General features: G+C 62.7%; 20 protein-coding genes and 1 pseudogene. 12 read left to right on the top strand and 9 right to left on the bottom strand.

Annotated features, from left to right (window positions below):
- Nucleotides 1-102 precede the first annotated feature (102 nt).
- Nucleotides 103-1053, bottom strand: coding sequence for a LysR family transcriptional regulator (locus tag AWB82_RS26230; protein WP_086972269.1), 951 nt, complete (start codon nucleotides 1051-1053; stop codon nucleotides 103-105).
- A gap of 178 nt (nucleotides 1054-1231) precedes the next feature.
- Between AWB82_RS26230 and AWB82_RS26225 the strand changes: the two genes are divergently transcribed.
- The 8 genes and pseudogenes from AWB82_RS26225 to AWB82_RS26190 all read left to right on the top strand — a co-directional run bounded on the left by AWB82_RS26225 (nucleotide 1232) and on the right by AWB82_RS26190 (nucleotide 9689).
- Entirely contained in the window at nucleotides 1232-2371 is a 1140-nt protein-coding gene (locus AWB82_RS26225; RefSeq protein WP_086972268.1) for an iron-containing alcohol dehydrogenase, read from the top strand.
- A gap of 35 nt (nucleotides 2372-2406) precedes the next feature.
- Nucleotides 2407-3186, top strand: coding sequence for an enoyl-CoA hydratase-related protein (locus tag AWB82_RS26220; RefSeq protein ID WP_086972267.1), 780 nt, complete (start codon nucleotides 2407-2409; stop codon nucleotides 3184-3186).
- Nucleotides 3187-3205: 19 nt separating this feature from the next.
- Nucleotides 3206-4391, top strand: a pseudogene (locus AWB82_RS26215) (CaiB/BaiF CoA transferase family protein).
- 43 nt (nucleotides 4392-4434) lie between these two features.
- Nucleotides 4435-5466 carry a TRAP transporter substrate-binding protein gene (locus tag AWB82_RS26210; RefSeq protein ID WP_086972266.1) on the top strand — a complete coding sequence of 344 codons (1032 nt, stop codon included), beginning with the start codon at nucleotides 4435-4437 and terminating at the stop codon, nucleotides 5464-5466.
- A gap of 32 nt (nucleotides 5467-5498) precedes the next feature.
- A complete protein-coding gene (locus tag AWB82_RS26205) occupies nucleotides 5499-7379 on the top strand; it encodes a TRAP transporter large permease (RefSeq protein WP_200818205.1) in 1881 nt (626 codons plus the stop codon).
- 3 nt (nucleotides 7380-7382) lie between these two features.
- Entirely contained in the window at nucleotides 7383-7799 is a 417-nt protein-coding gene (locus tag AWB82_RS26200; RefSeq protein ID WP_086972265.1) for a thioesterase family protein, read from the top strand.
- Entirely contained in the window at nucleotides 7796-8722 is a 927-nt protein-coding gene (locus tag AWB82_RS26195; protein WP_086972264.1) for an amidohydrolase family protein, read from the top strand. The genes AWB82_RS26200 and AWB82_RS26195 overlap by 4 nt, the downstream gene beginning before the upstream one ends.
- 16 nt (nucleotides 8723-8738) lie before the next feature.
- Nucleotides 8739-9689 carry an amidohydrolase family protein gene (locus tag AWB82_RS26190; protein WP_235023445.1) on the top strand — a complete coding sequence of 317 codons (951 nt, stop codon included), beginning with the start codon at nucleotides 8739-8741 and terminating at the stop codon, nucleotides 9687-9689.
- A 16-nt stretch (nucleotides 9690-9705) separates the two neighbouring features.
- Here AWB82_RS26190 and AWB82_RS26185 read toward each other — a convergent pair whose 3' ends face one another.
- From AWB82_RS26185 to AWB82_RS26160, 6 genes are all read right to left on the bottom strand, one after another.
- Complete coding sequence (locus AWB82_RS26185) at nucleotides 9706-10692, bottom strand: ABC transporter permease (RefSeq protein ID WP_086972262.1); 987 nt, start codon at nucleotides 10690-10692, stop codon at nucleotides 9706-9708.
- Complete coding sequence (locus AWB82_RS26180) at nucleotides 10689-11669, bottom strand: ABC transporter permease (RefSeq protein ID WP_086972261.1); 981 nt, start codon at nucleotides 11667-11669, stop codon at nucleotides 10689-10691. The genes AWB82_RS26185 and AWB82_RS26180 overlap by 4 nt, the downstream gene beginning before the upstream one ends.
- Nucleotides 11666-13228 carry a sugar ABC transporter ATP-binding protein gene (locus AWB82_RS26175; protein ID WP_086972260.1) on the bottom strand — a complete coding sequence of 521 codons (1563 nt, stop codon included), beginning with the start codon at nucleotides 13226-13228 and terminating at the stop codon, nucleotides 11666-11668. Before AWB82_RS26175 ends, AWB82_RS26180 begins: the two co-directional genes overlap by 4 nt.
- A gap of 35 nt (nucleotides 13229-13263) precedes the next feature.
- Nucleotides 13264-14391 (bottom strand): sugar ABC transporter substrate-binding protein, encoded by a 1128-nt coding sequence (locus AWB82_RS26170; RefSeq protein WP_086972259.1) that lies wholly within the window; start codon nucleotides 14389-14391, stop codon nucleotides 13264-13266.
- Nucleotides 14392-14736: 345 nt separating this feature from the next.
- Complete coding sequence (locus tag AWB82_RS26165; protein WP_086972258.1) at nucleotides 14737-15459, bottom strand: sulfite exporter TauE/SafE family protein; 723 nt, start codon at nucleotides 15457-15459, stop codon at nucleotides 14737-14739.
- Between the two features lie 113 nt (nucleotides 15460-15572).
- The gene (locus AWB82_RS26160; protein WP_086972257.1) at nucleotides 15573-16352 is read right to left on the bottom strand and encodes a DeoR/GlpR family DNA-binding transcription regulator; all 780 of its coding nucleotides are present in this window, start codon (nucleotides 16350-16352) and stop codon (nucleotides 15573-15575) included.
- 182 nt (nucleotides 16353-16534) lie between these two features.
- Between AWB82_RS26160 and AWB82_RS26155 the strand changes: the two genes are divergently transcribed.
- From AWB82_RS26155 to AWB82_RS26140, 4 genes are read left to right on the top strand one after another with little or no spacing between them, the layout of a single operon-like run.
- Nucleotides 16535-17653 carry an ABC transporter substrate-binding protein gene (locus AWB82_RS26155; RefSeq protein ID WP_086972256.1) on the top strand — a complete coding sequence of 373 codons (1119 nt, stop codon included), beginning with the start codon at nucleotides 16535-16537 and terminating at the stop codon, nucleotides 17651-17653.
- A gap of 20 nt (nucleotides 17654-17673) precedes the next feature.
- Nucleotides 17674-18612: an ABC transporter permease gene (locus tag AWB82_RS26150; RefSeq protein ID WP_086972255.1), complete on the top strand. Its 939-nt coding sequence runs from the start codon at nucleotides 17674-17676 to the stop codon at nucleotides 18610-18612.
- The gene (locus AWB82_RS26145) at nucleotides 18609-19391 is read left to right on the top strand and encodes an ABC transporter permease (RefSeq protein WP_086972254.1); all 783 of its coding nucleotides are present in this window, start codon (nucleotides 18609-18611) and stop codon (nucleotides 19389-19391) included. Before AWB82_RS26150 ends, AWB82_RS26145 begins: the two co-directional genes overlap by 4 nt.
- 27 nt (nucleotides 19392-19418) lie before the next feature.
- The gene (locus AWB82_RS26140; RefSeq protein ID WP_086972253.1) at nucleotides 19419-20489 is read left to right on the top strand and encodes an ABC transporter ATP-binding protein; all 1071 of its coding nucleotides are present in this window, start codon (nucleotides 19419-19421) and stop codon (nucleotides 20487-20489) included.
- Nucleotides 20490-20530: 41 nt separating this feature from the next.
- Here AWB82_RS26140 and AWB82_RS26135 read toward each other — a convergent pair whose 3' ends face one another.
- Both AWB82_RS26135 and AWB82_RS26130 read right to left on the bottom strand, forming a co-directional pair.
- Nucleotides 20531-21409, bottom strand: coding sequence for a LysR substrate-binding domain-containing protein (locus AWB82_RS26135; RefSeq protein WP_086972252.1), 879 nt, complete (start codon nucleotides 21407-21409; stop codon nucleotides 20531-20533).
- Between the two features lie 84 nt (nucleotides 21410-21493).
- A complete protein-coding gene (locus tag AWB82_RS26130) occupies nucleotides 21494-22219 on the bottom strand; it encodes an amino acid ABC transporter ATP-binding protein (protein ID WP_086972251.1) in 726 nt (241 codons plus the stop codon).
- Nucleotides 22220-22231: the final 12 nt, after the last annotated feature.

The raw sequence follows: 22231 nt of genomic DNA, 5'->3' as shown, positions 1-22231 counted from the left end.
TCTCCGTTGATGTTATTGGCCGTTCGATTCGGCTGCGGCGGAGTGTAGACAAGAGCTTCGCGACGGAATACTGAGAGTTGCGACTACGGCTATAACGCGGGGTCATGGCTTGAGCGCGTCTTCGGGCTCGATGTGCTGGGCGAGCAGTTCGTCCATCAAAAGGCGCGCGCCCACGGAGACCGGCGCGCCGCGCCGCGTGACGAGTTCGTATGGCTCGCTTTTCGAAGACAGCTTGAGCGGGAGCATGCGAGCCATGCCATGTCGCGTGAAGAACTCGGCCACATCGATGGACACGAGCGCGACAAAAGTCGGATTGCTTTGCAACAGTGAAAGCGTGGCAAACGCCGACGTGGTTTCAACGAGATGCAGCGGAAAGCGGATGCCGGCTTCGCGGAACTCGCGTTCGAGCAGCATGCGCATCGGCATGTTGGCGCGATACACGACCCATCTCACGTCGGCAAGATCTTTCAGGTGCAGCCTGCGCGCCTTCTGAAACGGATGGCTCAGGTTCGCAATGACGGCCAGCGTTTCCTCTTGCAGATTGACGCTGTCATAGAGAAAGGGCGTCTGGCTGATCGTCGTGCGACACACGGCGAGGTCGAGCCGTCCGGCATCGATGAGGCTCAGCAACGCGGCGCTCGTATCTTCGACGATCTCGACCGACATCTCCCCATGCTTCGTGACCAGCGACGAGATAGCTTCGATCGCGCGCGGCACCGCGCCCATGATGACGCCGACCGAAACGCGTCCTCCGTGTCCACGCATGATGCCGACGATCTCTTCACGCAAATGCGCCACGTCGGTATGAATCAAGCGCGCATAGCGAATCACGCAATGACCGATGTCGTTCGGTTCAAGCCCTCGGCTCGTCCTGTTGAAAAGCGCGGTGCCGAAGGTCGTTTCGATTTCGTGCAGCGCCTTGCTTGCGCCAGGCTGAGTAAGTGAAACCTGCTTGGCGGCGCTCAGCAGCGAACCATGATCGGCAAGCGCGATGAGCAAACGCAACTGCTTGAGATGCAGCCGGGAAATGATGGAGTTGAGCGAAGGAGTCATGCTTCGAGTTGAGGAATAGTTATACCCGTATTCATTATTGTCAATTCCGGCTGTTTCGACCGCTGCCTATACTGCCGCATCAAACCCGCATTGCGCATAGCTTAAAGCCTAACGTTAACCCGCATCGATCAGGGTTCCTGCTATTCGGGTTTTTGTGTACCTATAACTGTCGATCAACATGGCCCTCATCAATTACATCACGCAGATCCAGTTCGACTTCGGCGCCGTGCGCCTCTTGAAGAGCGAATGCGAAAGGATCGGAATCAGCAGGCCGCTTATCGTGACGGATCGCGGCATCAAGGCGGCTGGCATCGTGGACAAGGTGCTGACGGCTTTGAGCGCGGAGCATGAAGTGGCCGTTTATGACGGCACGCCGCCGAATCCGAACGAAGCAGCGGTGCGCGAAGCGGTCGCCGTGTTCATCGCTGCGCGCTGCGACGGAATCATCGCGGTGGGCGGCGGATCGTCGATCGATCTCGCGAAGGGCGTAGCGGTTTGCGCGACCCACGAAGGCCCGTTGCAAAGCTTCGCCGTGATCGAAGGCGGCGCGACGCGCATCACATCGGCGACAGCGCCGGTCATCGCAATTCCGACGACGGCGGGCACCGGCAGCGAAGTCGGACGCGGCGCGATCCTGATTCTCGAAGACGGCAGAAAGGTCGGCGTGATCTCGCCGTTCGTCGTGCCGAAGTCCGCCATCTGCGATCCCGAGCTGACGCTCAAGCTGCCCGCGACGATGACCGCCGCGACCGGCATGGACGCGATCGCGCATTGCATCGAGACCTTCATGGCGCCGGCCTTCAATCCCGCGGCCGACGGCATCGCGCTCGATGGACTCTGGCGCGCATGGCGTCACATCGAGCGCGCCACGGCGCATCCCGACGACCGGGTCGCGCGCATGAACATGATGAGCGCATCGATGCAGGGCGCGCTCGCGTTCCAGAAAGGGCTGGGATGCGTGCATAGCCTCAGTCATTCGCTCGGCGGCATCGATCCGCGTCTGCATCACGGAACGTTGAACGCGATCTTTTTGCCTGCCGTGATCGCCTTCAATCAGGATGCGCCGGTGGTTCGGGAAGAAGGCAAGCTCGCGCGACTCGCGCAAGCCATGGGCCTCGAAAATCCGGCGAACGTCGGACCTTCGATCAGGGAGATGACGAGCCGCCTCGGTCTTCCCACGACGCTTTCCGGCGTCGGCGTTACGCGCGAGATGTTTGCGGACATCGTCAAGGGCGCGTTGAAGGATCACAGCCACAAGACCAATCCGCGCGACGCGTCCGCCAGCGACTATCACGCGATGCTCGAAGCGTCGTTCTGACTTGCCGCGAGAGCACGCCACTATTAGAGGAAGAAATGGGAGACAAGCTGACAATAGAGCGCAACGGCGACATAGCAATCGTCGCGCTCGATAACCCCGAGAAGATGAATGCGCTCACGCTTTCGATGTGGCGCGATCTCGGCGCGGCAATGAAAAAGTTATCGGATGACGACAGCATTCGATGCGTCATCCTGCGCGGTGCCGGAACGAAAGCATTCGCAGCGGGCGCGGATATCGGCGAGTTTGCAGCGCTTCGATCGAACCGGGAACAGGCGCGCGCTTATGCGGAGATCACGACAGCCGCGATGGATGCTATCGAGCATTGCCGTCATCCCGTCGTCGCGATGATTCACGGTGTGTGCGTCGGCGGCGGACTGGAGATCGCGTCGCTCTGCGATATCCGCATCTGCGGCGAATCGAGCCGCTTCGGCGCGCCCGTCGGACAGCTCGGACTCACCATGTCTTATGCGGAACTCGGCGCGCTGATTCGCCTCGCAGGTCGAGCGGTCGCGATGGAGATCGTGCTCGAAGGACGCATCTTCGATGCGCGCGAAGCGCTCGCGAAAGGGCTGACATCGCGTGTCGTCGCCGACGATGCCGTGGAGGAAGAAGCTATCGCAACCGCTAGGCGCATCGCGCGTGGGGCGCCGCTCGTCGCGCGCTGGCATAAGGCAGCGTCGAACAGGCTCACGCGCTCGCCCGCGCTTTCTGTCGAGGAGATCGAGTCCGCATTCGATTGCTTCGACACGGAAGACTTTCGTATCGGCGCAGAAGCATTCAATGCAAAACAGAAACCAGTCTTCGAGGGAAAGTGAAATGGGTCCGCTGAGTGGAATGAAAGTTATTGAACTGGCGCACATCATGTCCGGCCCCGTATGCGGGATGATGCTCGCCGATATGGGCGCGGATGTCGTGAAAGTCGAGAAAGTGCCCGACGGCGACGATTCGCGCCGCTTCTCGCCGATCTTGCCGAGCGGCGAATCCGCGTCGTTCATGATCGTCAATCGCAACAAGCGCGGCATCGGCCTGAATCTGAAGAGCGATGGTGGCCGCGAAGTATTGAAGCGATTGTTATCGGACGCGGATGTCGTCACGGAAAACTATCGCGCCGGCACGCACGATGGAGAAGTTCGGTCTCGGTTATGACACGCTCAAGGAACTCAATCCGGGACTGATCTATTGCGCGATCTCGGGTTTCGGCCGCACTGGACCGTTCGGCGAGAAGGGCGGCTTCGATCTTATCGCTCAAGGCATGAGCGGCATGATGAGCATGACAGGCGAAGAGGGACGCGAGCCCGTCAAGGCAGGCTCGCCCGTGGCCGACATCAACTCGGGCATTCTCGCGGCGCTCGGCATCGCGGCGGCGTATGCGCAGAAGCTTCGCACCGGACGCGGTCAGATGGTCGACACGTCGCTCTTCGAAGCGGGTTTGCAGCAGATGTTCTGGCCCGCGGCAAGCTATCTCGCGGACGGCACCATTCTGCCGAAGATGGGTTCCGCGAATTCGACGAGCGCGCCGTATCAGGTCTTCAAGACGAGCGACGGCTGGATCAATATCGGCGCGGCCAATCAGAGCAATTACGAACGCCTGCTCGACGTGCTCGATGCACCCGAACTCGCGAGCGATGCGCGCTTCGCAACCAATGCGCTGAGGCTTCAGCACCGCGAGGCGCTCGTCGCGATCCTCAATGAATTGCTCGTGCGCCGAACGACGGATGAATGGATGGCGCAGTTCGACCGCATTGGCCTGCCCGCGGGCCCGGTGCTCGATATCGCGGCGGCGCTCGCTCATCCGCAGACGATCGCGCGCGAGATGGTGGTCGAGACCGATCATCCGCTCGCCGGGAAAGTTAGAGGCCTGGGCTTGCCGATTCACTTCTCCGATGCAAAGCGTTCGGGCAACCGTGCTGCGCCGCTGCTTGGTCAGCACACGAAAGAAGTGCTGATGGAGGCGGGCTATTCGGCGCGTGACGTCGATCGGCTTATCGAAGAGAAGGCCGTCGTGGCGCTGGCGCAATAAAGACGCGATCGAAAACGCGCATGACAGAGTTCAGGAGACAAACATGAGTGAAACCATTACACGTCGGGACTTCCTGACGACGGCGGGACTCGCCGTGGCCGCTACGGCGGCGGGCATCGCTGCACCAAACCGCGTGTTCGCGCAGGCCGCGCCCATCGTCCTCAAATATGCGAGCAGTTTGCCCGACAGCCATCCTCTCAATGCGCACATGCGCGAGGCTTCGGCGTCGATCAAGAAGGAGACGAACGGCCGCGTCGATCTCCAGGTGTTCGCGAACGCGCAGATGGGCGGCGACACCGACATGCTCTCGCAAGTGCGCGCGGGCGGCGTCGATTTCATTCCGCTGCCGGGCGCGATCCTGTCGACGCTCGTGCCGGTTGCATCGATCGAAAGCGTGCCGTTCGCGTTCAAGAACTACGACGACGTCTGGGCCGCGATGGACGGCGATCTCGGCAAGCACGTGCGCGAGCAGGCCGCGAAAGCCGGACTGATCGCGATGGACAAGGTCTGGAACAACGGCTTTAGGCAGATCACCAGTTCGACGCGCCCGATCAAAACGCCCGCCGATCTCAAGGGCTTCAAGATCCGCGTGCTGGTCAGTCCGCTATGGACTTCGATGTTCAAGACCTTCGGTGCGGCGCCGACCGGCATCAGCATCAACGAGACGTACTCCGCGCTGCAGACGAAGGTCGTCGAAGGACAGGAGAATCCGCTCGTCGTGGTGCAGTCCGCGCGCTTCTACGAGGTGCAGAAGTACTGTTCGCTGACGGGTCACATCTGGAACGGCTTCTGGCTGCTCGCGAGCGGCAAGACATGGCCGAAGCTGCCGCGTGACGTGCAGGACATCGTCGCGCGCAACATCAACCAAGCCGCGATGAAGCAGCGCGAGGAAGTCATCCGGCTCAATCAGAGTCTCGAACCGGCGCTCACGGCCAAGGGCGTCACGTTCAACAAGGTCGATCAGCAAGCGTTCCGTACCGATCTGCAGCAAAAAGGCTTCTACGCCGAGTGGAAAAAGAAATACGGCGATGCGGCATGGGGACTTCTAGAGAAGTATTCCGGGCAGCTTTCGTGAGGAAGGGGCGCATCATGAGCACTGACGTTTCCATGGCGGCCATGCCTGTGCCGGCCGCGAGCAAACCGCTCGGGCCGGTTGCAAGAGCGGGTCATATTCTCGATGCCTGCATCCGCTGGTCGACCGAACTCTGTGCCGCGGCGCTCGTGGTGGCCGAAGTGCTGCTGCTGTTCGCGAACGTGTTCTATCGGTACGCGCTCCACGATCCGCTGATCTGGGGCGACGAACTGGCGACGCTGCTTTTCATCTGGCTCGCGATGCTCGGCGCGGTCATCGCGCTGCGCCGCAACGAGCACATGCGGCTCACGACCTTCATCGCGCATCTGCAACCGTCGCGGCGCGCATTCGTCGATACGTTCGGCGCGGTCGTCGTCATCGCGTTCATCATGATGTTGCTGTCGCCGGCGTGGGAATACGTGTCGGAGGAGTGGGCCATCACGAGCGCGGCGCTGGAGATTTCCAACGGTTATCGCGTCGCCGCGCTCGCGGTCGGCCTCACGTTGATGCTCGCGATTTCCGTCGCAAGGCTCATGGAGCAGGCGCGTGCGATGCACTTCGTGCTATCGGCTGTGGTCGTCGGCGGCATCGCGCTTGCGCTGATGACGTTCAAGGCCGCGATGACCGCGCTCGGCAACTGGAACCTCGTGATCTTCTTCGTGGTCGCCGTCGTGTTCATGGTGTCGATCGGCGTGCCGATCATGGTCGCCTTCGGGTTGTCGACGGTCGCGTATCTGAGCACCGTGACGATGACGCCGATGCTCGTCGTGATGGGTCGTATCGACGAAGGCATGTCGAGCATGATCCTGCTCGCCATTCCCTTGTTCGTGTTCCTCGGCGCGCTTATCGAAGCTATGGGCATGGCGCAGGCCATGATCCGCTTTCTCGCGTCGTTGATCGGCCATTTCAAGGGCGGCCTGTCCTATGTGCTGATCGGCGCGATCTATCTGGTCAGCGGCATCTCGGGATCGAAGGCCGCGGATATGGCGGCCGTCGCACCCGCGCTCTTTCCGGAGATGAAAAAACGCGGCGAGGACGAGAACGAACTCGTCGCGATGCTGAGCGCTTCGGGTGCGATGTCGGAGACCATTCCGCCGAGTCTCGTGCTGATCACCATCGGCTCGGTCACGGGCGTATCGATCTCCGCGTTGTTCACGGGCGGCTTCATGCCGGCGGTCGTCGGCGCGCTCGCGATGATCGCGGTGATCTGGCTGAAGAACCGCAAGCGCGAGTTGAAGGAAGTGGAACGCGCGAAGCCGCGTGAAGTCGGCCGGGCGTTTCTGTTCGCGCTGCCCGCGCTCGCGTTGCCGTTCGTGATTCGCGCGGCAGTCGTCGAAGGCATCGCGACGGCGACCGAGGTCGCTTCCGTCGGCGTGGCTTATACGTTCGTCGTCGGACTCGTGTTCTATCGCTCGTTCAAGTGGAACCGGCTCTATCCGATCATCGTCGGCACGGCATCGTTGTCGGGGGCGATTCTGATCATCATCGGCTGCGCCACGGCGATGGCCTGGGCGCTCACGCAATCCGGCTTCTCGCATCAACTCGCGCAGCTCATGTCGGTGGCGCCCGGCGGTTCCATGGGCTTCCTGCTGATCTCGGCGGTGGCGTTCGTGTTGCTCGGCAGCTTTCTCGAAGGCATTCCCGCGATCGTGTTGTTCGGCCCGTTGTTGTTTCCGGTCGCGCGACAGCTCGGCATCAACGAGGTGCACTATGCGATGGTCGCGATCTTCGCGATGGGCCTCGGGCTCTTCGCGCCGCCCTTCGGCGTCGGCTTCTACGCAGCGTGCGCGATTGCGAAAGTCGATCCGGACGGCGCGATGAAGCGCGTGTGGCCTTATCTCGGCGCACTCACGGTGGCGCTGCTCGTACTCGTTGCCGTACCGTGGGTGTCCACGGGCTTTCTTCCTGGAAATTGAACCATGATCAAGGATTCATTGCGCGTCGGCGCGCTTCACTCGCGCAGCATCGAAGTCGATCGTGAGCGAACGATCTCTTTTCTCGGCGAAGACCTGCGCATCTATGCGACGCCGAAACTCATCGACGATATCGAACAGACGTGTCTCGACTATCTGCTCGAATTCGTGGATGAAGGCGAGAACTCGGTGGGCACGGCCGTCGATATCGCGCACACCGGCGCGACGTTGCTCGGCATGAGCGTGCGCATCGAAGTGAAGGTGACGGGCATCGACGGCCGCGCCGTGAAGTTCGACATCGCCGTGTTCGACGACATCGAGCAAGTGTGTACGGGCAGTCATTCGCGCTTCGTCGTCAATGTCGAAAAACTGAAGGCGCGCGTCAGTGATAAAGCGAGCCGGGCCGGCATCGTATCCGCATGAAGATGAACGACATCGCGCCGGACGACATCCCGATCATCGATGCGCATCATCATCTGTGGGATCTCTCGGCAGGGCGTTATCCGTGGCTGCAGGACGACTATCACGAAGAGTTTTTTCTCGGCGATTACCGCAGCCTTTGCCGGGACTTTCTTCCGCGAGACTATCTTGCGGCGGTAGGCGCGCAACCCGTGATCGGAACAGTCCATGTCGAAGCGGAACGTGCGCGCGACGAGCAGGTCGCCGAAACGCGCTGGCTGCACGAGGTGCATGAGCGATACGGCTTTCCGGGCGCGGTGGTCGCGCATGCGTGGTTCGACCGGCCCGACACGGAGGAAGTGCTTGCTCAGCATGCCGCTTATCCGCTCGTGCGCGGGATTCGTTCGAAGCCGGTAACGTCGAAAAGTCCCGCCGAGCGCCTTGACGATATTCGCGGAACAATGCGCGATCCGGCCTGGCTGCACGGCTTCTCGCTGCTCGATAAGTTCGGCTTTTCGTGGGACTTGCGCGTGCCGCCGTGGCATCTCGCCGATGCCGCCGAAGTGGCGCGCATGTTTCCGAACACCGGGATTGTGTTGAATCACACAGGCTTTCCGTGGGACCGGAGCGAAGAAGGTCTGTCGCATTGGCGACGCGCGATGGAGCAGCTCGCAAAGCAGCCGAACGTTTCGGTGAAGCTGTCGGAGTTCGGCCTGAAGGACGCGCCCTGGAATTACGACGATAACCGCAGGATCGTGCTCGATGCGGTCTCCATTTTCGGTGTCGATCGCTGCATGTTCGCGAGCAACTTCCCGGTCGCCGGTTTGCGCGTGAGTTACGACGTCCTCGTTCGCAGCATGAGAAGGATGCTCGAACCGCTCGGGCGCGATGCGCTGGAGAAGATTTTTTATCGGAACGCGCAGCGGTTTTATCGCGTCGTGGTTTAAGCCAAGGGAAGCGCCAGTGTCAAACGCCAACGAACTTCGCCGCCGGTTTCTCGCGAGCGGCTCGGACGACGATCTACCCATCGCGGACGCTCATCAGCACTTCTTCGACATCGAGCGAAATTACTATCCGTGGCTCGCGGACAAGCCCGTGAAGAACTTTCGCTACGGCAACTACGATGCGATCCGGCGCACCTTCCTGCCCGCTGATTATTTTCGCGCGGCGGGGCATCACAAGATCGTGAAGACGGTGCTTATCGAAGGGGAGTGGGACCCGTCCGATCCGCTCGGCGAACTACGCTGGGTCGAGTCGCTGCAACGCGAGCACGGCTTTCCGCACGCGATGAGCGCGCAGGCGTGGCTCGATCGGGAAGACGTGGACGCGGTCCTCGATGTCTATGGCCGGCATCCGCTGGTGAAGGGTATTCGGCACAAACCGGCTGCGCTCGCGCGCGACGAGTACACGAATGGTTTCGTCGCGCCCGGATCGATGCGCGACCGGAAGTGGCGCGACGGTTACGCGAAACTGCGCGACCACAACCTGTTGTTCGAACTTCAGGTGTTCTGGTGGCATTTCAACGAGGCGGCGGAACTGGCGCGTGATTTCCCGGAAACGCGGATCGTCATCAATCACACTGGGCTGCCGGCGGATCGCTCCGAGCAAGGCCTGAAAGACTGGCGCAACGCGCTTGAACTGGTGGCGCGCGAGCCGAACGTGCATCTGAAGATTTCGGGGATCTGTATTCCGGGGCAGCCCTGGAGCGTCGAAGCGAATGCGCCTGTCGTGCGTACCGCAATCGACGTGTTCGGGGCAAAGCGCTGCTCGTTCGCCAGCAACTTTCCGGTGGACGGCGTGGTGAACCGGATGACGGATATCTTCGACGGCTTCAAGGCGATAGCCGCGCCGTATTCGATCGAGGACCGGCTCGCGCTCTTTTACGATAACGCGGTCAGCGTCTACGCGATGTGAGATCGGGTGGCCGTACCTACGCCTCCGGTTTGCTGCGCCCATACAGCAGCAGCATCGCCGCGATCACCACGCCGTAAATGATCTGACGCCCGGCCTCGGGCATCTGCGCGACCGAGAGAATCGACTGCAACAGCGTGATGAGAATCGCGCCGGCCACGGTGCCGAGGTACGAACCCCGGCCGCCCAGAATCGACGTGCCGCCGAGCACGACCGCCGCGATCGCGGGCAACAGATAAGCATCGCCCATCGACTGCGCCGCCTTCGACGCATAACCCGCGAGCAGCACGCCGCCGAACGCCGCGAACGCGCTGCACACGGCGAAAGCGGCCACGGTCACGCGCCGCGTATCGATGCCGGAGAGATACGCCGCGCGTTCGGTGTTGCCGATCGCGTAGAGCGTGCGGCCGAAGGTCGTGCGCGACAGCAGAAACATCGTGACGCCGCCGATCACGACCCACAGCGCGACCGCATTCGGCACGCCGGGCACGAGCCAGCCCGACGCGAGCCATCGCATTACGTCGGGCGCGGAATCCTGCGGCGACGAGCCTCCCGTGTAGACGATCATGATGCCCTGCGCGACCGCATTGGTCGCGAGTGTCGCGATCATCGACGGAATGCGCAGCAGCGCGACGAGAATGCCGTTGACGATACCGATCAGCACGCCGCAACCGATTCCGGCCGGGATCGCGAGCACGCGTCCGAGTTCGCCGTGTCCCGCGACCGCGCACGCCATCATCGCGCCGACCGTGATCGTCCACGGCAACGACAGGTCGATGTGGCCGAGCAGGATCACCATCATCAGCCCGGTCGCGATGATGCCGAGGAACGCGCCGACCTTCAGTTGCAGCAGGATGTATTCCGGCGACGTGAAGTTGCGCGAATACATCCCGCCGACAAGCAACAGCGCGACGATGCACGCGAACGCGATCACGATAGGGCGGTCGATCTTGCGCACGAGCCTCGACACCAGCGTGGTCCGGCTGTTTGCGGGAACGTCGCTCATTGGAACCACTCCAGACGATTGCGCACCCGGAACAGCCCGCACGCGCCGATCGAGACGGCGAGCAGAAGGATCACGCCCTGGAACAGCGGCTGCCACAGCGCATCGACGTTGAACACGAAGAGCAAATCGCCGATCGAGCGGAACGCGAATGCGCCGAAGACCGCGCCGACCGCGCTGCCTTTTCCGCCCAGCAGCGACACGCCGCCGATGACCACGGCGGCGATTGAGAACAACGTATATGAGTTGGCGCTGCCGAGGCTGGCTTCGCCGGTGTCCGTGAAGAACGTGAGAAAGAGGCCGCCGATTGCGGCGAGCAAGCCGGCGAGCGTATAGCTTACGAACTTCGCGCGGCGGATCGGCATGCCTGACAGGAAGGCCGCAGGTTCGGAAGAGCCGGTTGCATAAGCCGCGCGCCCGACCGCCGAACGTTTGAAAGGAGTCCATACGATCAGAATGGTCGCCAGGAGAATCAGCAGGCTCGCCGGCACCACGCCGGCGACCTTGCCGGTCAGTGCGTCGGCGAGATCTTCGTTGATCGATCCGCCGGGAACCGGGCGCAGCAGCAGCGCGAGTCCGTAATAGACGGCGCCTGTTGCGATGGTCGTCACGATCGGCTGCAGACGGCCGAAGATGATGATGACGCCGTTGAGCGCGCCGCACAGCGCCCCCGCCGCGAGCACACCGGCGATGCCGAGCGCGCTGTGCAACGCGTCGCCCGTGACGAGCCACGAGCCAAGGCAATTCGTTAGCACCAGCATCATGCCGATCGACAGGTCGATGCCAGCCGTCAGCACGACGAGCGCCTGGCCCATCGACACCAGCGCGAGCAGCACCGCCTTGTTCGCCGCCGTCTGAAACACGTTCGCCGACAACGTGGAGGGATAGTTGAAGAGGTAGATCGCGAACATCAACACGAACAGGCCAAACGCGAACGACGACCCGCGATTTTCCGCATACCAGTAACGCAACCCGCTCATGGCGCGACTCCCGTGGAAGGCGAACTCTGTCCGACCGGCAGGTCCAGCGCACTGGCGATGAGGTTCTGCTCGGTAATCGCCGGCCCGGCGAGTTCCTTCTTGATCCGGCCTTCGTACAGCACGAGCACGCGGTCGCAGCAGCCGATCAGTTCGTCGTAGTCGGTCGAATAGAAAACGATCGCGGCGCCTTCGTCGGCGAGACGCCTGAGCAACTGATAGATTTCCTGCTTGGTGCCGACGTCGATGCCGCGCGTCGGATCGCAGAGGAGCAGGATTCTTGGCTCCCGGACCAGCCACTTCGCGATGACGACCTTCTGCTGGTTGCCGCCCGATAGCGAGCCCACGGCCGCGTCCACGCTGAACGACTTGATCGCGAGGAGCGACATCATGCGGTCGACGAACGACTGCTGGCGGTCGCGATCGATCACGCCCGCAAAGGACATGCGATCGAGCGCGGCGAACGACAGGTTCTCGCGCACCGACATCGGCAGCATCAGCCCTTCGGTCTTGCGGTCCTCCGGAATCAGCGCCATGCCGATTCGGTTGGCGCGAGCGGCCACGGGGCTGCCTATCGACACGGTCTTGCCATCGACCTCGATCTCGCCCGCGCAACCGCGCAACACGCCGAACAACGCGAGCAGCAGTTCGCGCTGTCCTTGTCCATCGAGGCCGCCCAGCCCGAGGATTTCGCCGGGCCTCAACGAGAAGCTGACGCCTCGGAGCGTATCGTTCCACGCAAGATCACGGCAGGCGAGAACCGGTCCGGCGGCGCCGAGATGCTCGGGCTGGTAAGCGGGCTTGTCCGGAAACACATGCTGGTACTTGCGGCCGATCATCATTTCGACGACCTCGTTGTCGGAGCGCGTGCCCGCCTCGAAGCTCATCACGTGACGACCGTTCCGGTAAACGGTGCATTCGTCCGCGAGCGCCCTTACCTCATGCATCCGGTGCGAGATGAAGAGCAACGCGAGCCCCTCGTCGCGCAGGCGCTTGAGCACTTCGATGACGCGCGCGACGTCGGCGGCGGTCAGCGCCGAGGTGGCCTCGTCGAGGATGAGGATGCGTGGCTCGTGCGCCAGCCCCTTCGCGAGTTCGACCATCTGCTGGCGCGACAGCGGCAGGTCGCGGACTTTCGCGAGCGGGTCGATGTCGGCCGCGCCCGCGCGAGCGAGCGCGGCCTCGGCCTGGCGGCGCTGCGTGCGGCGGTCGATCATGCCGAAGCGCCGTGGCGGGTTCGAAGCGAAGATGTTGTCCGCCACGCTCAGGTCGGGGATCAGCGACAACTCCTGATACACGCAGACAATGCCGGCCGCGTTCGCCGCGGCGGGCGACGCGAACGCGACTTCGCGACCGTCGAGGTGCATCGTGCCTTCGTCCGGCTGCACGACGCCGGACATCACTTTCAACAGCGTGGACTTGCCCGCGCCGTTCTCGCCGAGGACCGCGTGGATGCGTCCCCGGCGCACCGCGAGTTCCGCGTGGTCCAGCGCGACCGCGCCGCCGTAGCTCTTCGACACCCCGGACATCTGAAAGAACGGCCGCTCTGCGTCCTGCCGCATGCTTCGTCTCCGTCACGTCGCCGGCCATCGTCCGGTCACTGATTGCCCTGGCTCTGCTTCATGATTTCCTGAGCGGAGAAGTTGATGCCGCAAGTCGGAAACGAGTTGCCGACGAAAAAGTTGTCGGATTCGTTCGGGAAATAGTTGACGCCCGCTTTCAGCTTCGCGTCGTCGGTGACGTCGAGCGGCAGCTTGATTGCCACGGGAATCGTCTGACCGTCCAGCGCGGCGAGCGCCGTCTTGATCGCCACGGCCACCTGCGCGGGACCGCTGCCCGCCGACGTGCATTTCAGGCCCTGGCTGCCGTATTGCGCGCAAAACTTGCGGAAGCCGTTTTCGGTTTCGCCGCCGAACGGCACGAACGGATGCTTCGCGTCGAGCATCGCGCGCACGACGCCCGTGTCGCCGCCCTGCGCCGAAATGCCGTCGAAATGGCCCTGCACCGCAATGGCATCGGCGGTGGCCTTCTGCGCGACACCGTCGTCCCACTTGCCATAAACCTGAACGACGTTCCACTTTTTACCGGTCTCGTCCAGCGTTTTCGTGAAGCCATTGTGCCGGTCGGTGTCCACCGACGTGCCCGCCACGCCGCGAACTTCGAGCACCTTGCCACCGTTGGGCACATGAGTGGCGAGCCACTTGGCCCACAGTACGCCGAGCCCGTACTGGTCGACGTCCACGTTGATCGCGTCTTCGCTGTCGAGCGTGTTGTCGAACGCGATCAGCACGACGCCCGCTTTCTTCGCGCGGCGGATCGCGGGTCCGAACGAGGCGGGATTCTGCGCGTCCACGATGATCGCGTCATAGCCCGCATCGATGAAGTTATTCACGGCCGAAATCTGCGCCGGCACGTCCTCGCCGGTCGAGACGACCTTGAATTCCTTGAGCTTGGCGGCGACCGCCGGTTGCGACGTGTAGGCCTTGGCCGTCTTGATCATCTGGATGCGCCAGGTGTTCGCGATATAGCCGTTCACGAGTGCGACGCGGTAGGGTCCGGCCTTCTTCGGATACTTGATGAACTTCGTGTCGCTCTTCCAGGGAACCATGCACGCGGGGTCGCTCGCCGGCCCCGAAACAATCGATGCCTGCGCGAAAGCCGCGCTCGCGCACAGCGCCAATACCGCGGCTGCCGCCGCCCGATGCACCTGGATTCCTGGAAGCATGTTCTCTCCTTTCTGTTGGACTGAACTTACCGGTTGCAGGCGCACGTGACTCGTCATGGACTGGCGGCACTGTGTGCGCGAGCGCGGAACCTTGCGGATTGCTTTAGCGGACTGGATCGGACTTGCAGAAGGACCTTTTCGAAGGCTCCCCCTCGAAGCGACAAGAAGGGCACGCGCGTACGCGTTCGCGTCTGACAGTACTGATATACGAATCCACGCGCGATAGTGGTTTACCAGCGCACGCGGCGAATGGCGCGTTCGGGCGGAAACCCTTGCCGGGTATAGGGCCGGCGTGCCACAAACCATGCTCGGCGATGGCGAACGCAGCAAGGCTGCGTCTGCCGATCAACGAGCCGCGGCCCACAGCAACGACAAGCCCGAAGACACCATCAGCGCATCGACGACGAGCCGGAATGTATTCGCGGACATGCGCGCGACGATCCTGCGCGCGCAAAACGTGCCCGTCATGATGGACGCGCCGGTGATCAATCCTTGCATGACGATGCCCGCGGGCAGCGCGCCGAACTGACGAAACGCGGCGACTTTCGCGGCGTACACGGCCAGCGAACCGGCGGCCTCGGTCGCGAGAAATGCGCCCTTCACGAGGCCATAGTTCATGAAGATCGGCACGGTGATCGGTCCGGTCGAGACGACGATGCCTGTCAGGAACCCGACCGGCGCGCCGATCAGCGCGAGTTGAAAAAGCGAGAGGCGCATGGCGCGACGGGCGAGCCATCGGCGCGCGGGAACCATCGCGAGAAAGAAGAGACCGAGCGCGAGTTCGACCGCATGCGGCGGCAGTGCGAGCAGCGTGCGAACGCCCAGCATCGCGCCGGGCGCTGCAGTCGCGCCGTAAGCAATGCACGCTTTCCAGTCGATCTCGCGCCACCACGACAAAACCTTGCCGAGATTGCCCATGATCGCGGCGATCGCCATGATCGGAACGGCCTGCTGCGGGCCGTAGATGATCACGAGCACCGGCATCAGAAGCATTGACGAGCCTGTGCCGATCACGCCGCTGAGAACGCCAGCCATCAAACCCACGCTCAATACGATCAAATATCCCATCGAGGTCTCCGCGAACCAGCGCAGATTTTAATCGCGGACGAGGCGCGTGACTTCGCCATTGCGCGTGGCCGGAGACGCGAATTCTTCAGCGCTTTTACAAGCCTTGATACCGGTCACGCCAGCACCAGGTCGCCCACGGTCTTCTTCAGCGCACGGAAATCCGCGGCCTCGCCCGACTTGCGGTCGGTCACGAGAATATCGATTTCCCGAGGCGCGCAGAACGTGATTCGGCTGCGCTGGCCGATCTTGCTGTGATCGGCGAGGATCGCGACGCGGTCCGCATTCTCGACCATCGCCCGGGCGATCTCGGCTTCCGCCCGATCGAAGTTGCTCGCGCCGTGTTGCCGGTCGATGCCGACGGGCGAGAGCATCGCAAGATCCGCGCGATAACGCCGGATGTCGAGCACGGTCGTCGCTCCCGTGGTCGCCGCCGCGCGCTCGCTGAGCATGCCGCCGAGCAGGATGACTTCGTTCATGGCGCGCACGCGTTCACCCGGTTCCGACGCGCCGCGCAAACGGAGCGCGACGTCGACCGAATTCGTGACGATGGTGAGATTGGCGAGCTTCGCGAGTTCGTCAGCGAGGATGGCGGTGGTGGTGCCGGCGTCGACGAATACTGTCTGACCATCGTGAACGATGCCGATAGCCGCCCGCGCGATGGCCGCCTTCGCGCGCACGTTCGCGCGAGCGCGCTCGGTGATCGGCGCCTCGTCGCCCGAGGGCACGGCGCCGCCATGCACGCGCCGCAACGCGCCCGCCTCTTCCAGATCGAGTAGGTCGCGGCGCACCGTTTCGCGCGACACGCAAAGCTCCGCCATGATCCTCTCGTTCGAGACACGGCCCAGCATCGACAGGAGCGCGCGTATGCGCTGATGACGGTCTTTCTGCCACATAGGGAACGCTCGATTGTGGAAGCGACAATGAGAATTTCGCTGACACGACGCCATTCAGATTACATCCGCAAAAAGCCGAAGTTGTACTTTTTTGGCAGCTTGCAAATTTGAGGATTTGAATCTAGCCTGCATCAGCAATCGGCGGATCTCTTCAACGCACTACCTTCCATGCGGGAGCAGCGATGACGATGAGGCGTATCTGGGTGGGCCGAGTCCTTTCGATCTCCGCGGCAGCGGGACTGACCGGAGGCGGCATCGGCCCGGCGTCGGCTGCGCCACCCGACGCGCTCGTTGCCGCGGCCAAACAGGAAGGCCAGTTGACGACGATCGCATTGCCGCACGACTGGTGCGGATACGGCGCGCTGATCGCCGCGTTCCAGACGAAGTACGGCATCCACGTCAACGAACTCAACCCGGATGCGGGTTCGGGCGACGAGATCGAAGCGATCAAGGCGAACAAGGGCAACAAGGGGCCGCAAGCGCCCGACGTGATCGATGTCGGCCTGTCGTTCGGTCCGTCCGCGAAGAAAGAAGGCTTGTTGCAGCCTTACAAGGTATCGACGTGGAATTCGATCCCGGCTGCTTCCAAGGACGCGGAAGGCTACTGGTACGGCGATTATTACGGCGTGCTTGCGTTCGAAGTCAACGCGGACATGATCGACAAGCCGCCGGCCGATTGGGGCGATCTGCTCAAACCGGAATACCGCAACGCGGTCTCGCTCGCGGGCGATCCGCGCTCGGCCAATCAGGCCATTCAGGCTGTGTATGCGGCGGGCCTTTCGCAAAGCAAGGGCGATGCGAGCAAAGCCGACCAGACGGGCCTGAAGTTTTTTGCCGATCTGAACAAGAGCGGCAACTTCGTGCCGGTGATCGGCAAGGCCGCGTCGCTCGCACAGGGCACGACGCCGATCATCGTGCGCTGGGATTACAACGCGCTCGCCGACCGCGACACGCTCAAGGGCAATCCGAAAGTGCAGGTTATCGTGCCGAAGACAGGCGTGGTCGCGGGCGTCTATGTGCAGGCGATCAGCGCCTACGCGCCTCATCCGAACGCCGCGAAGCTATGGATGGAGTTCCTTTACTCCGACGAAGGCCAGCTCGGATGGCTTGCCGGATATTGTCATCCGATGCGCTATAACGAGCTCGTCGCGCAGAAGAAAGTGCCGCAGGCGCTGCTCGCGAAGCTGCCGCCGGCATCGGCCTATGGCAACGCGGTTTTCCCGACGCTCGATCAACAGAACGCCACGAAAGACGCGGTGACCAAAGGCTGGGATCAGGTCGTCGGCGCGAACGTGAAGTAGTTGCGCGCGAGGCCGCCGGTATGAGCGCATCTCCGCAGCCAGGCGCTTCGGGCCCGGATCTGCTGACGCCGGCCGCGCCCGCGCCGCAGTCCGGCCCCACGCGCGCGAGCCGCGGCGCGGGCTGGCTCGCCTATGCGGGCGTCGCGCCGTTTTTCGCGTTCGCGCTGCTGTTTCTTTTGTTGCCCACCGCGTTTCTTATGATCGGCGCGTTTCAGGACGCGCAGGGGCGCTTCACGCTGGCGAATCTGCGCGAACTGCTTCAGCCCGCCGTGCTCGACGCCTACTGGATCAGCGTGAAGGTGAGCGTGGCGTCGTCCGCCGGCGGGACGCTTTTCGGCGCGTTGCTCGCCTGGGCAGCGGTGCATGGCCGCTTGCCCGCGTGGATTCGGCCGACGCTCATGACTTTTTCAGGCGTCGCATCCAACTTCGCGGGCGTGCCGCTCGCCTTCGCCTTCATCTGCACGTTGGGACGCGTGGGCCTCGTGACGGTGCTGGCGCGCAAGTATCTCGGCTTCAATCTCTATTCCACCGGCTTCAGCATTCTCAGCTTCCTTGGCTTGACTATCACGTATCTGTACTTCCAGATTCCGTTGATGGTCCTCATCATCGCCCCGGCGCTCGACGGTCTGAAACGCGAGTGGCGCGAAGCGTGCGATTGTCTCGGCGGCACGGCTGCGCAGTATTGGCGCTACGTCGGTTTGCCGGTCTTGTGGCCGAGCTTGCTCGGCGCGGCCTTGCTGCTATTCGCGAACGCGTTCGGCGCGGTTGCCACGGCCTACGCGTTGACTGGCAGCTCGCTCAACATCGTGCCGATTTTGTTGTACGCGCAGATTCGCGGCGACGTGCTGCATAACCAGAATCTCGGTTACGCGCTCGCGCTCGGCATGATCGTGGTCACGGGACTATCGAACGGCGGCTACATCTGGTTGCGCGCACGCGCCGAAAGGGGACGCCGATGAAATCGCAATCGCGCGCGGGCGCCTGGATCGCGGTGATCGTCGGCTCGCTGTATTTTCTGATTCCGCTGGCCGCGACCTTCGAGTTCAGCCTGCGGATGCGTCGCGACGCGTACAGCTTCGAAGCCTACCGTGTCGTGCTCGGCGATCCGCATTTTCAGGCCTCGTTCGGCTATTCGGTGTTGATGGGAGTGCTAACCATTCTGATCGGCGTGCTGCTTGTCGTGCCCACCGCGTATTGGGTGCAACTGCGCTTGCCGAAGCTGCGGCCCGTCGTCGAGTTCATTACCTTGCTGCCGCTCGTGATACCGGCCATCGTGATCGTCTTCGGCTATCTGCGCATCTACAACAGCAGTTCGATTCTGCCGCTCACGAGCAACGAGCGCGCGACCGATCTGCTGCTCGTGTTCGGCTACGTCACGCTGTCGCTGCCTTATATGTACCGCGCCGTCGATGCGGGCATGCGCGCCGTGGACGTCCGCTCGCTCACCGAGGCCGCCGAGTGTCTCGGCGCGGGCTGGACGACGATCCTTTTCCGCGTGATCTTTCCCAACGTGCGCTCGGGGATTCTGTCCGGCGCGTTCCTGACGTTTGCCGTCGTGATCGGCGAATTCACCATTGCGAGCCTGCTCGATCGCCCGGCGTTCGGACCTTACCTGCAACTGATCGGCGCGAATCGCGCATACGAGCCCTCGGCGCTGGCGATCATCGCTTTCATCGTCACGTGGGCATCGATGGGACTGATCCAGGTGTTCGGATCCGCGCGCGCTGGCCGGCCATAAAACTTGAGCCGGTGAGGCGGCGACCCAATGGCATTCCTCGAAATCGACAATCTTCACAAGGCGTTCGGGCCGAACGTCGCCCTGCATCGGTTCGACATGCAGATCGAGAAGGGCGAATTCATCACCTTTCTCGGGCCGTCGGGCTGCGGCAAGACCACCGTGCTGCGCATGATCGCCGGATTCGAGACGCCCACGCACGGCACCATTCATCTGGATGGACGCGACGTCAGCCATATGCGCACGCGCGATCGCGCCGTCGGCATGGTGTTCCAGTCCTATGCGTTGTTTCCGAACATGACGGTGGCGCAGAACATCGGCTTCGCATTGAAGGTGGCGAAGCGTTCGCAGAAGCAGATCGACGCGCGCGTTGCCGAGATGCTCGAACTCATCAAACTGCCGCATCTCGCCGCGCGCTATCCGTGGCAACTTTCGGGCGGGCAGCAACAGCGCGTGGCGTTGGCGCGGGCGCTTGCGAGCAAGCCGCAGGTGCTGCTGCTCGACGAACCGCTATCCGCGCTCGACGCAAAAATTCGCGTCTCGCTGCGCGAGGATATCCGGGCGTTGCAGCGTGAACTCGGCATCACGTCGATCTTCGTCACGCACGATCAGGAAGAGGCGTTGTCGATCTCCGACCGCGTCGTCGTGATGAACGATGGACGCGTCGAGCAGGTCGGCGCGCCCGTCGATATCTACAATTTTCCGCGCACACGCTTCGTCGCGTCGTTCGTGGGAACGCTCAATATCCTCGCTGGCCGTGTGATCGATCCTGCGACGGGGCGCATCGCGGTGGAAGGACAGGAACTCGTGACGTCGAGGCCGCTTCCCGCGGACGATGCAGGAAAGGAACGGCTGCTGGCGCTGCGGCCCGAGGCGATTCTGCTGGAGCCGCCGGCGACCGGTCGAAACTCTCTGGCCGCCACCGTGGAAGAGATCAGCTTTCTCGGCGCCGTGGTGCGGATTCGCGCGCGGGTCAGCGAGGCCGTTGTTTCCCTCGATCTCTTCAACGATCCGAACCGGATCCTGCCGGAGCGCGGGCAGCCGGTCGCACTCGGCTTTTCGCATGACAACCTGCTCGTGCTCGATGAAAACGTGCATTAGGTGTCTACGAAAGCGCGCGGAGAGCGAGCAACAAGCCGGGGTCAAACCGCATCCCGGTTGCGCGTGATCCAGTCGCTAAAGAGCTTGACCTTCGGCTGATTCGCAACGCAGTCCGGATAGACGAAGTAGTAGCGCGAACCCGTCTCCAGCACGGTGTCGAACGGCATCACGAGCCGCCGGGCCGCCACGTCTTCGCTGACCAGAGTCCGGTCGCTGATCGCGACTCCGAATCCCTGCATGGCGGCGTTCGTTGCCAGATCGAGCGTTTCGAACGTCGGGCCGAGCGTCGCATCGATCTCGTTCGCACCCGCGCGGTCGAGCCATAACTTCCAGTCACGGTGATCCCGCGTCGGATGCAGCAGCGCATGATTCGCAAGGTCCGCTGCGGCGGCGAGCGGCTTTTCACTGAGCAGATCGGGCGAGCACACGGGCGTAAGCTGCTCGTCGAAGAGCGGCACGGCGTGCACGTCCGCACCGGGCGACGAGCCATAGATGATCGCCGCGTCGAACGATTCCACCTGAAAGTCGACGTCGTGCTGCCAGGTCGTCGTGATCTGCAATTGCAGTTCGGGATGCTCGCTCTGAAAACGCATGATCCTCGGCAGCATCCAGCGCATCACGCAGGTCGGCACTTTCAGCGCGAGATCGGTGCGCTGGCGCGTGAGACGCAGCGATACCTCCTCGATACGCGCGAAGCCCTCTCGGACGACGGGCAGCAGCACGTCGCCTTCGGCGGTCAACGTCAGTCCCCTTGCGCCTCGTATGAAAAGAGGAAATCCGAAGTATTCCTCAAGCGCAAGAATCTGCCTGCTGATCGCGCCTTGCGTGAGGCACAGATGTTCGGCCGCGCGCGTGAAACTACGGTGACGCGCGACCGTTTCGAAGATCTGCAGTGCATTGAGCGGAGGAAGTCGTCGCATGGGGCGTGTCTCCGGTCATGGAAATCGTGTCATGCGGAAATAGTAGCAAGTAAGACGCAGCGCAATGACACCGGCGACACGCGACTAATGCAGTATCTTGCCCAGAAATTCCCGCGCACGATCGGACCGTGGATGGGCAAAGAACGCGTCCTTGTCGTCGTCCTCGACGATACGCCCGTGATCCATGAAGATCACCCGGTGCGCGACCTTTCTGGCGAAGCCCATTTCGTGCGTGACGCACATCATCGTCATGCCTTCCTGGGCCAGCTCGACCATCACATCGAGCACTTCGTTGATCATCTCCGGATCGAGCGCGGATGTCGGTTCGTCGAACAACATCGCGACCGGGTCCATCGACAACGCTCGCGCAATCGCCACGCGCTGCTGCTGGCCGCCGGAAAGCTGCCCCGGAAACTTGTCCGCGTGCGCGCGCAGGCCGACTCGCTGGAGCAATCTCAGCGCCTTGTCGCTCGCTTCGTCTTTCGAACGACCCAGCACTTTCGTCTGCGCAAGCGTGAGGTTTTGCGTGATCGACATGTGCGGAAACAGCTCGAAATGCTGAAACACCATCCCGACCTTCGAGCGCAGTTTCGACAGATTGGTCCGCTTGTCATGGACGGACTCGCCATTGATCGTGATGCTCCCGCTCTGGAACGGTTCGAGCCCGTTGACCGTTTTGATGAGCGTGGACTTGCCGGACCCGGAAGGCCCGCAGACCACGACCACTTCGCCTTTACCGACTGTGGTGGTGCAATCGGCCAGAACCTGAAACTGGCCGTACCACTTCGACACGTTACCGATGGAAATCATGCGCAAACCCGT

Source organism: Caballeronia glebae (assembly GCF_001545035.1).
Lineage (GTDB): Bacteria > Pseudomonadota > Gammaproteobacteria > Burkholderiales > Burkholderiaceae > Caballeronia > Caballeronia glebae.
The sequence above is the reverse complement of the archived record's forward strand: the minus strand, read 5'-3'. Positions and strand labels throughout refer to the sequence as shown.

What these genes read in the sequence shown, in the direction of transcription:
- AWB82_RS26230 (WP_086972269.1), bottom strand. Translation starts at nt 1,053, where the DNA reads ATGACTCCTTCGCTCAACTCCATCATTTCCCGGCTGCATCTCAAGCAG.
- AWB82_RS26225 (WP_086972268.1), top strand. Translation starts at nt 1,232, where the DNA reads ATGGCCCTCATCAATTACATCACGCAGATCCAGTTCGACTTCGGCGCC.
- AWB82_RS26220 (WP_086972267.1), top strand. Translation starts at nt 2,407, where the DNA reads ATGGGAGACAAGCTGACAATAGAGCGCAACGGCGACATAGCAATCGTC.
- AWB82_RS26210 (WP_086972266.1), top strand. Translation starts at nt 4,435, where the DNA reads ATGAGTGAAACCATTACACGTCGGGACTTCCTGACGACGGCGGGACTC.
- AWB82_RS26205 (WP_200818205.1), top strand. Translation starts at nt 5,499, where the DNA reads ATGGCGGCCATGCCTGTGCCGGCCGCGAGCAAACCGCTCGGGCCGGTT.
- AWB82_RS26200 (WP_086972265.1), top strand. Translation starts at nt 7,383, where the DNA reads ATGATCAAGGATTCATTGCGCGTCGGCGCGCTTCACTCGCGCAGCATC.
- AWB82_RS26195 (WP_086972264.1), top strand. Translation starts at nt 7,796, where the DNA reads ATGAAGATGAACGACATCGCGCCGGACGACATCCCGATCATCGATGCG.
- AWB82_RS26185 (WP_086972262.1), bottom strand. Translation starts at nt 10,692, where the DNA reads ATGAGCGACGTTCCCGCAAACAGCCGGACCACGCTGGTGTCGAGGCTC.
- AWB82_RS26180 (WP_086972261.1), bottom strand. Translation starts at nt 11,669, where the DNA reads ATGAGCGGGTTGCGTTACTGGTATGCGGAAAATCGCGGGTCGTCGTTC.
- AWB82_RS26175 (WP_086972260.1), bottom strand. Translation starts at nt 13,228, where the DNA reads ATGCGGCAGGACGCAGAGCGGCCGTTCTTTCAGATGTCCGGGGTGTCG.
- AWB82_RS26170 (WP_086972259.1), bottom strand. Translation starts at nt 14,391, where the DNA reads ATGCTTCCAGGAATCCAGGTGCATCGGGCGGCGGCAGCCGCGGTATTG.
- AWB82_RS26165 (WP_086972258.1), bottom strand. Translation starts at nt 15,459, where the DNA reads ATGGGATATTTGATCGTATTGAGCGTGGGTTTGATGGCTGGCGTTCTC.
- AWB82_RS26160 (WP_086972257.1), bottom strand. Translation starts at nt 16,352, where the DNA reads ATGTGGCAGAAAGACCGTCATCAGCGCATACGCGCGCTCCTGTCGATG.
- AWB82_RS26155 (WP_086972256.1), top strand. Translation starts at nt 16,535, where the DNA reads ATGACGATGAGGCGTATCTGGGTGGGCCGAGTCCTTTCGATCTCCGCG.
- AWB82_RS26150 (WP_086972255.1), top strand. Translation starts at nt 17,674, where the DNA reads ATGAGCGCATCTCCGCAGCCAGGCGCTTCGGGCCCGGATCTGCTGACG.
- AWB82_RS26145 (WP_086972254.1), top strand. Translation starts at nt 18,609, where the DNA reads ATGAAATCGCAATCGCGCGCGGGCGCCTGGATCGCGGTGATCGTCGGC.
- AWB82_RS26140 (WP_086972253.1), top strand. Translation starts at nt 19,419, where the DNA reads ATGGCATTCCTCGAAATCGACAATCTTCACAAGGCGTTCGGGCCGAAC.
- AWB82_RS26135 (WP_086972252.1), bottom strand. Translation starts at nt 21,409, where the DNA reads ATGCGACGACTTCCTCCGCTCAATGCACTGCAGATCTTCGAAACGGTC.
- AWB82_RS26130 (WP_086972251.1), bottom strand. Translation starts at nt 22,219, where the DNA reads ATGATTTCCATCGGTAACGTGTCGAAGTGGTACGGCCAGTTTCAGGTT.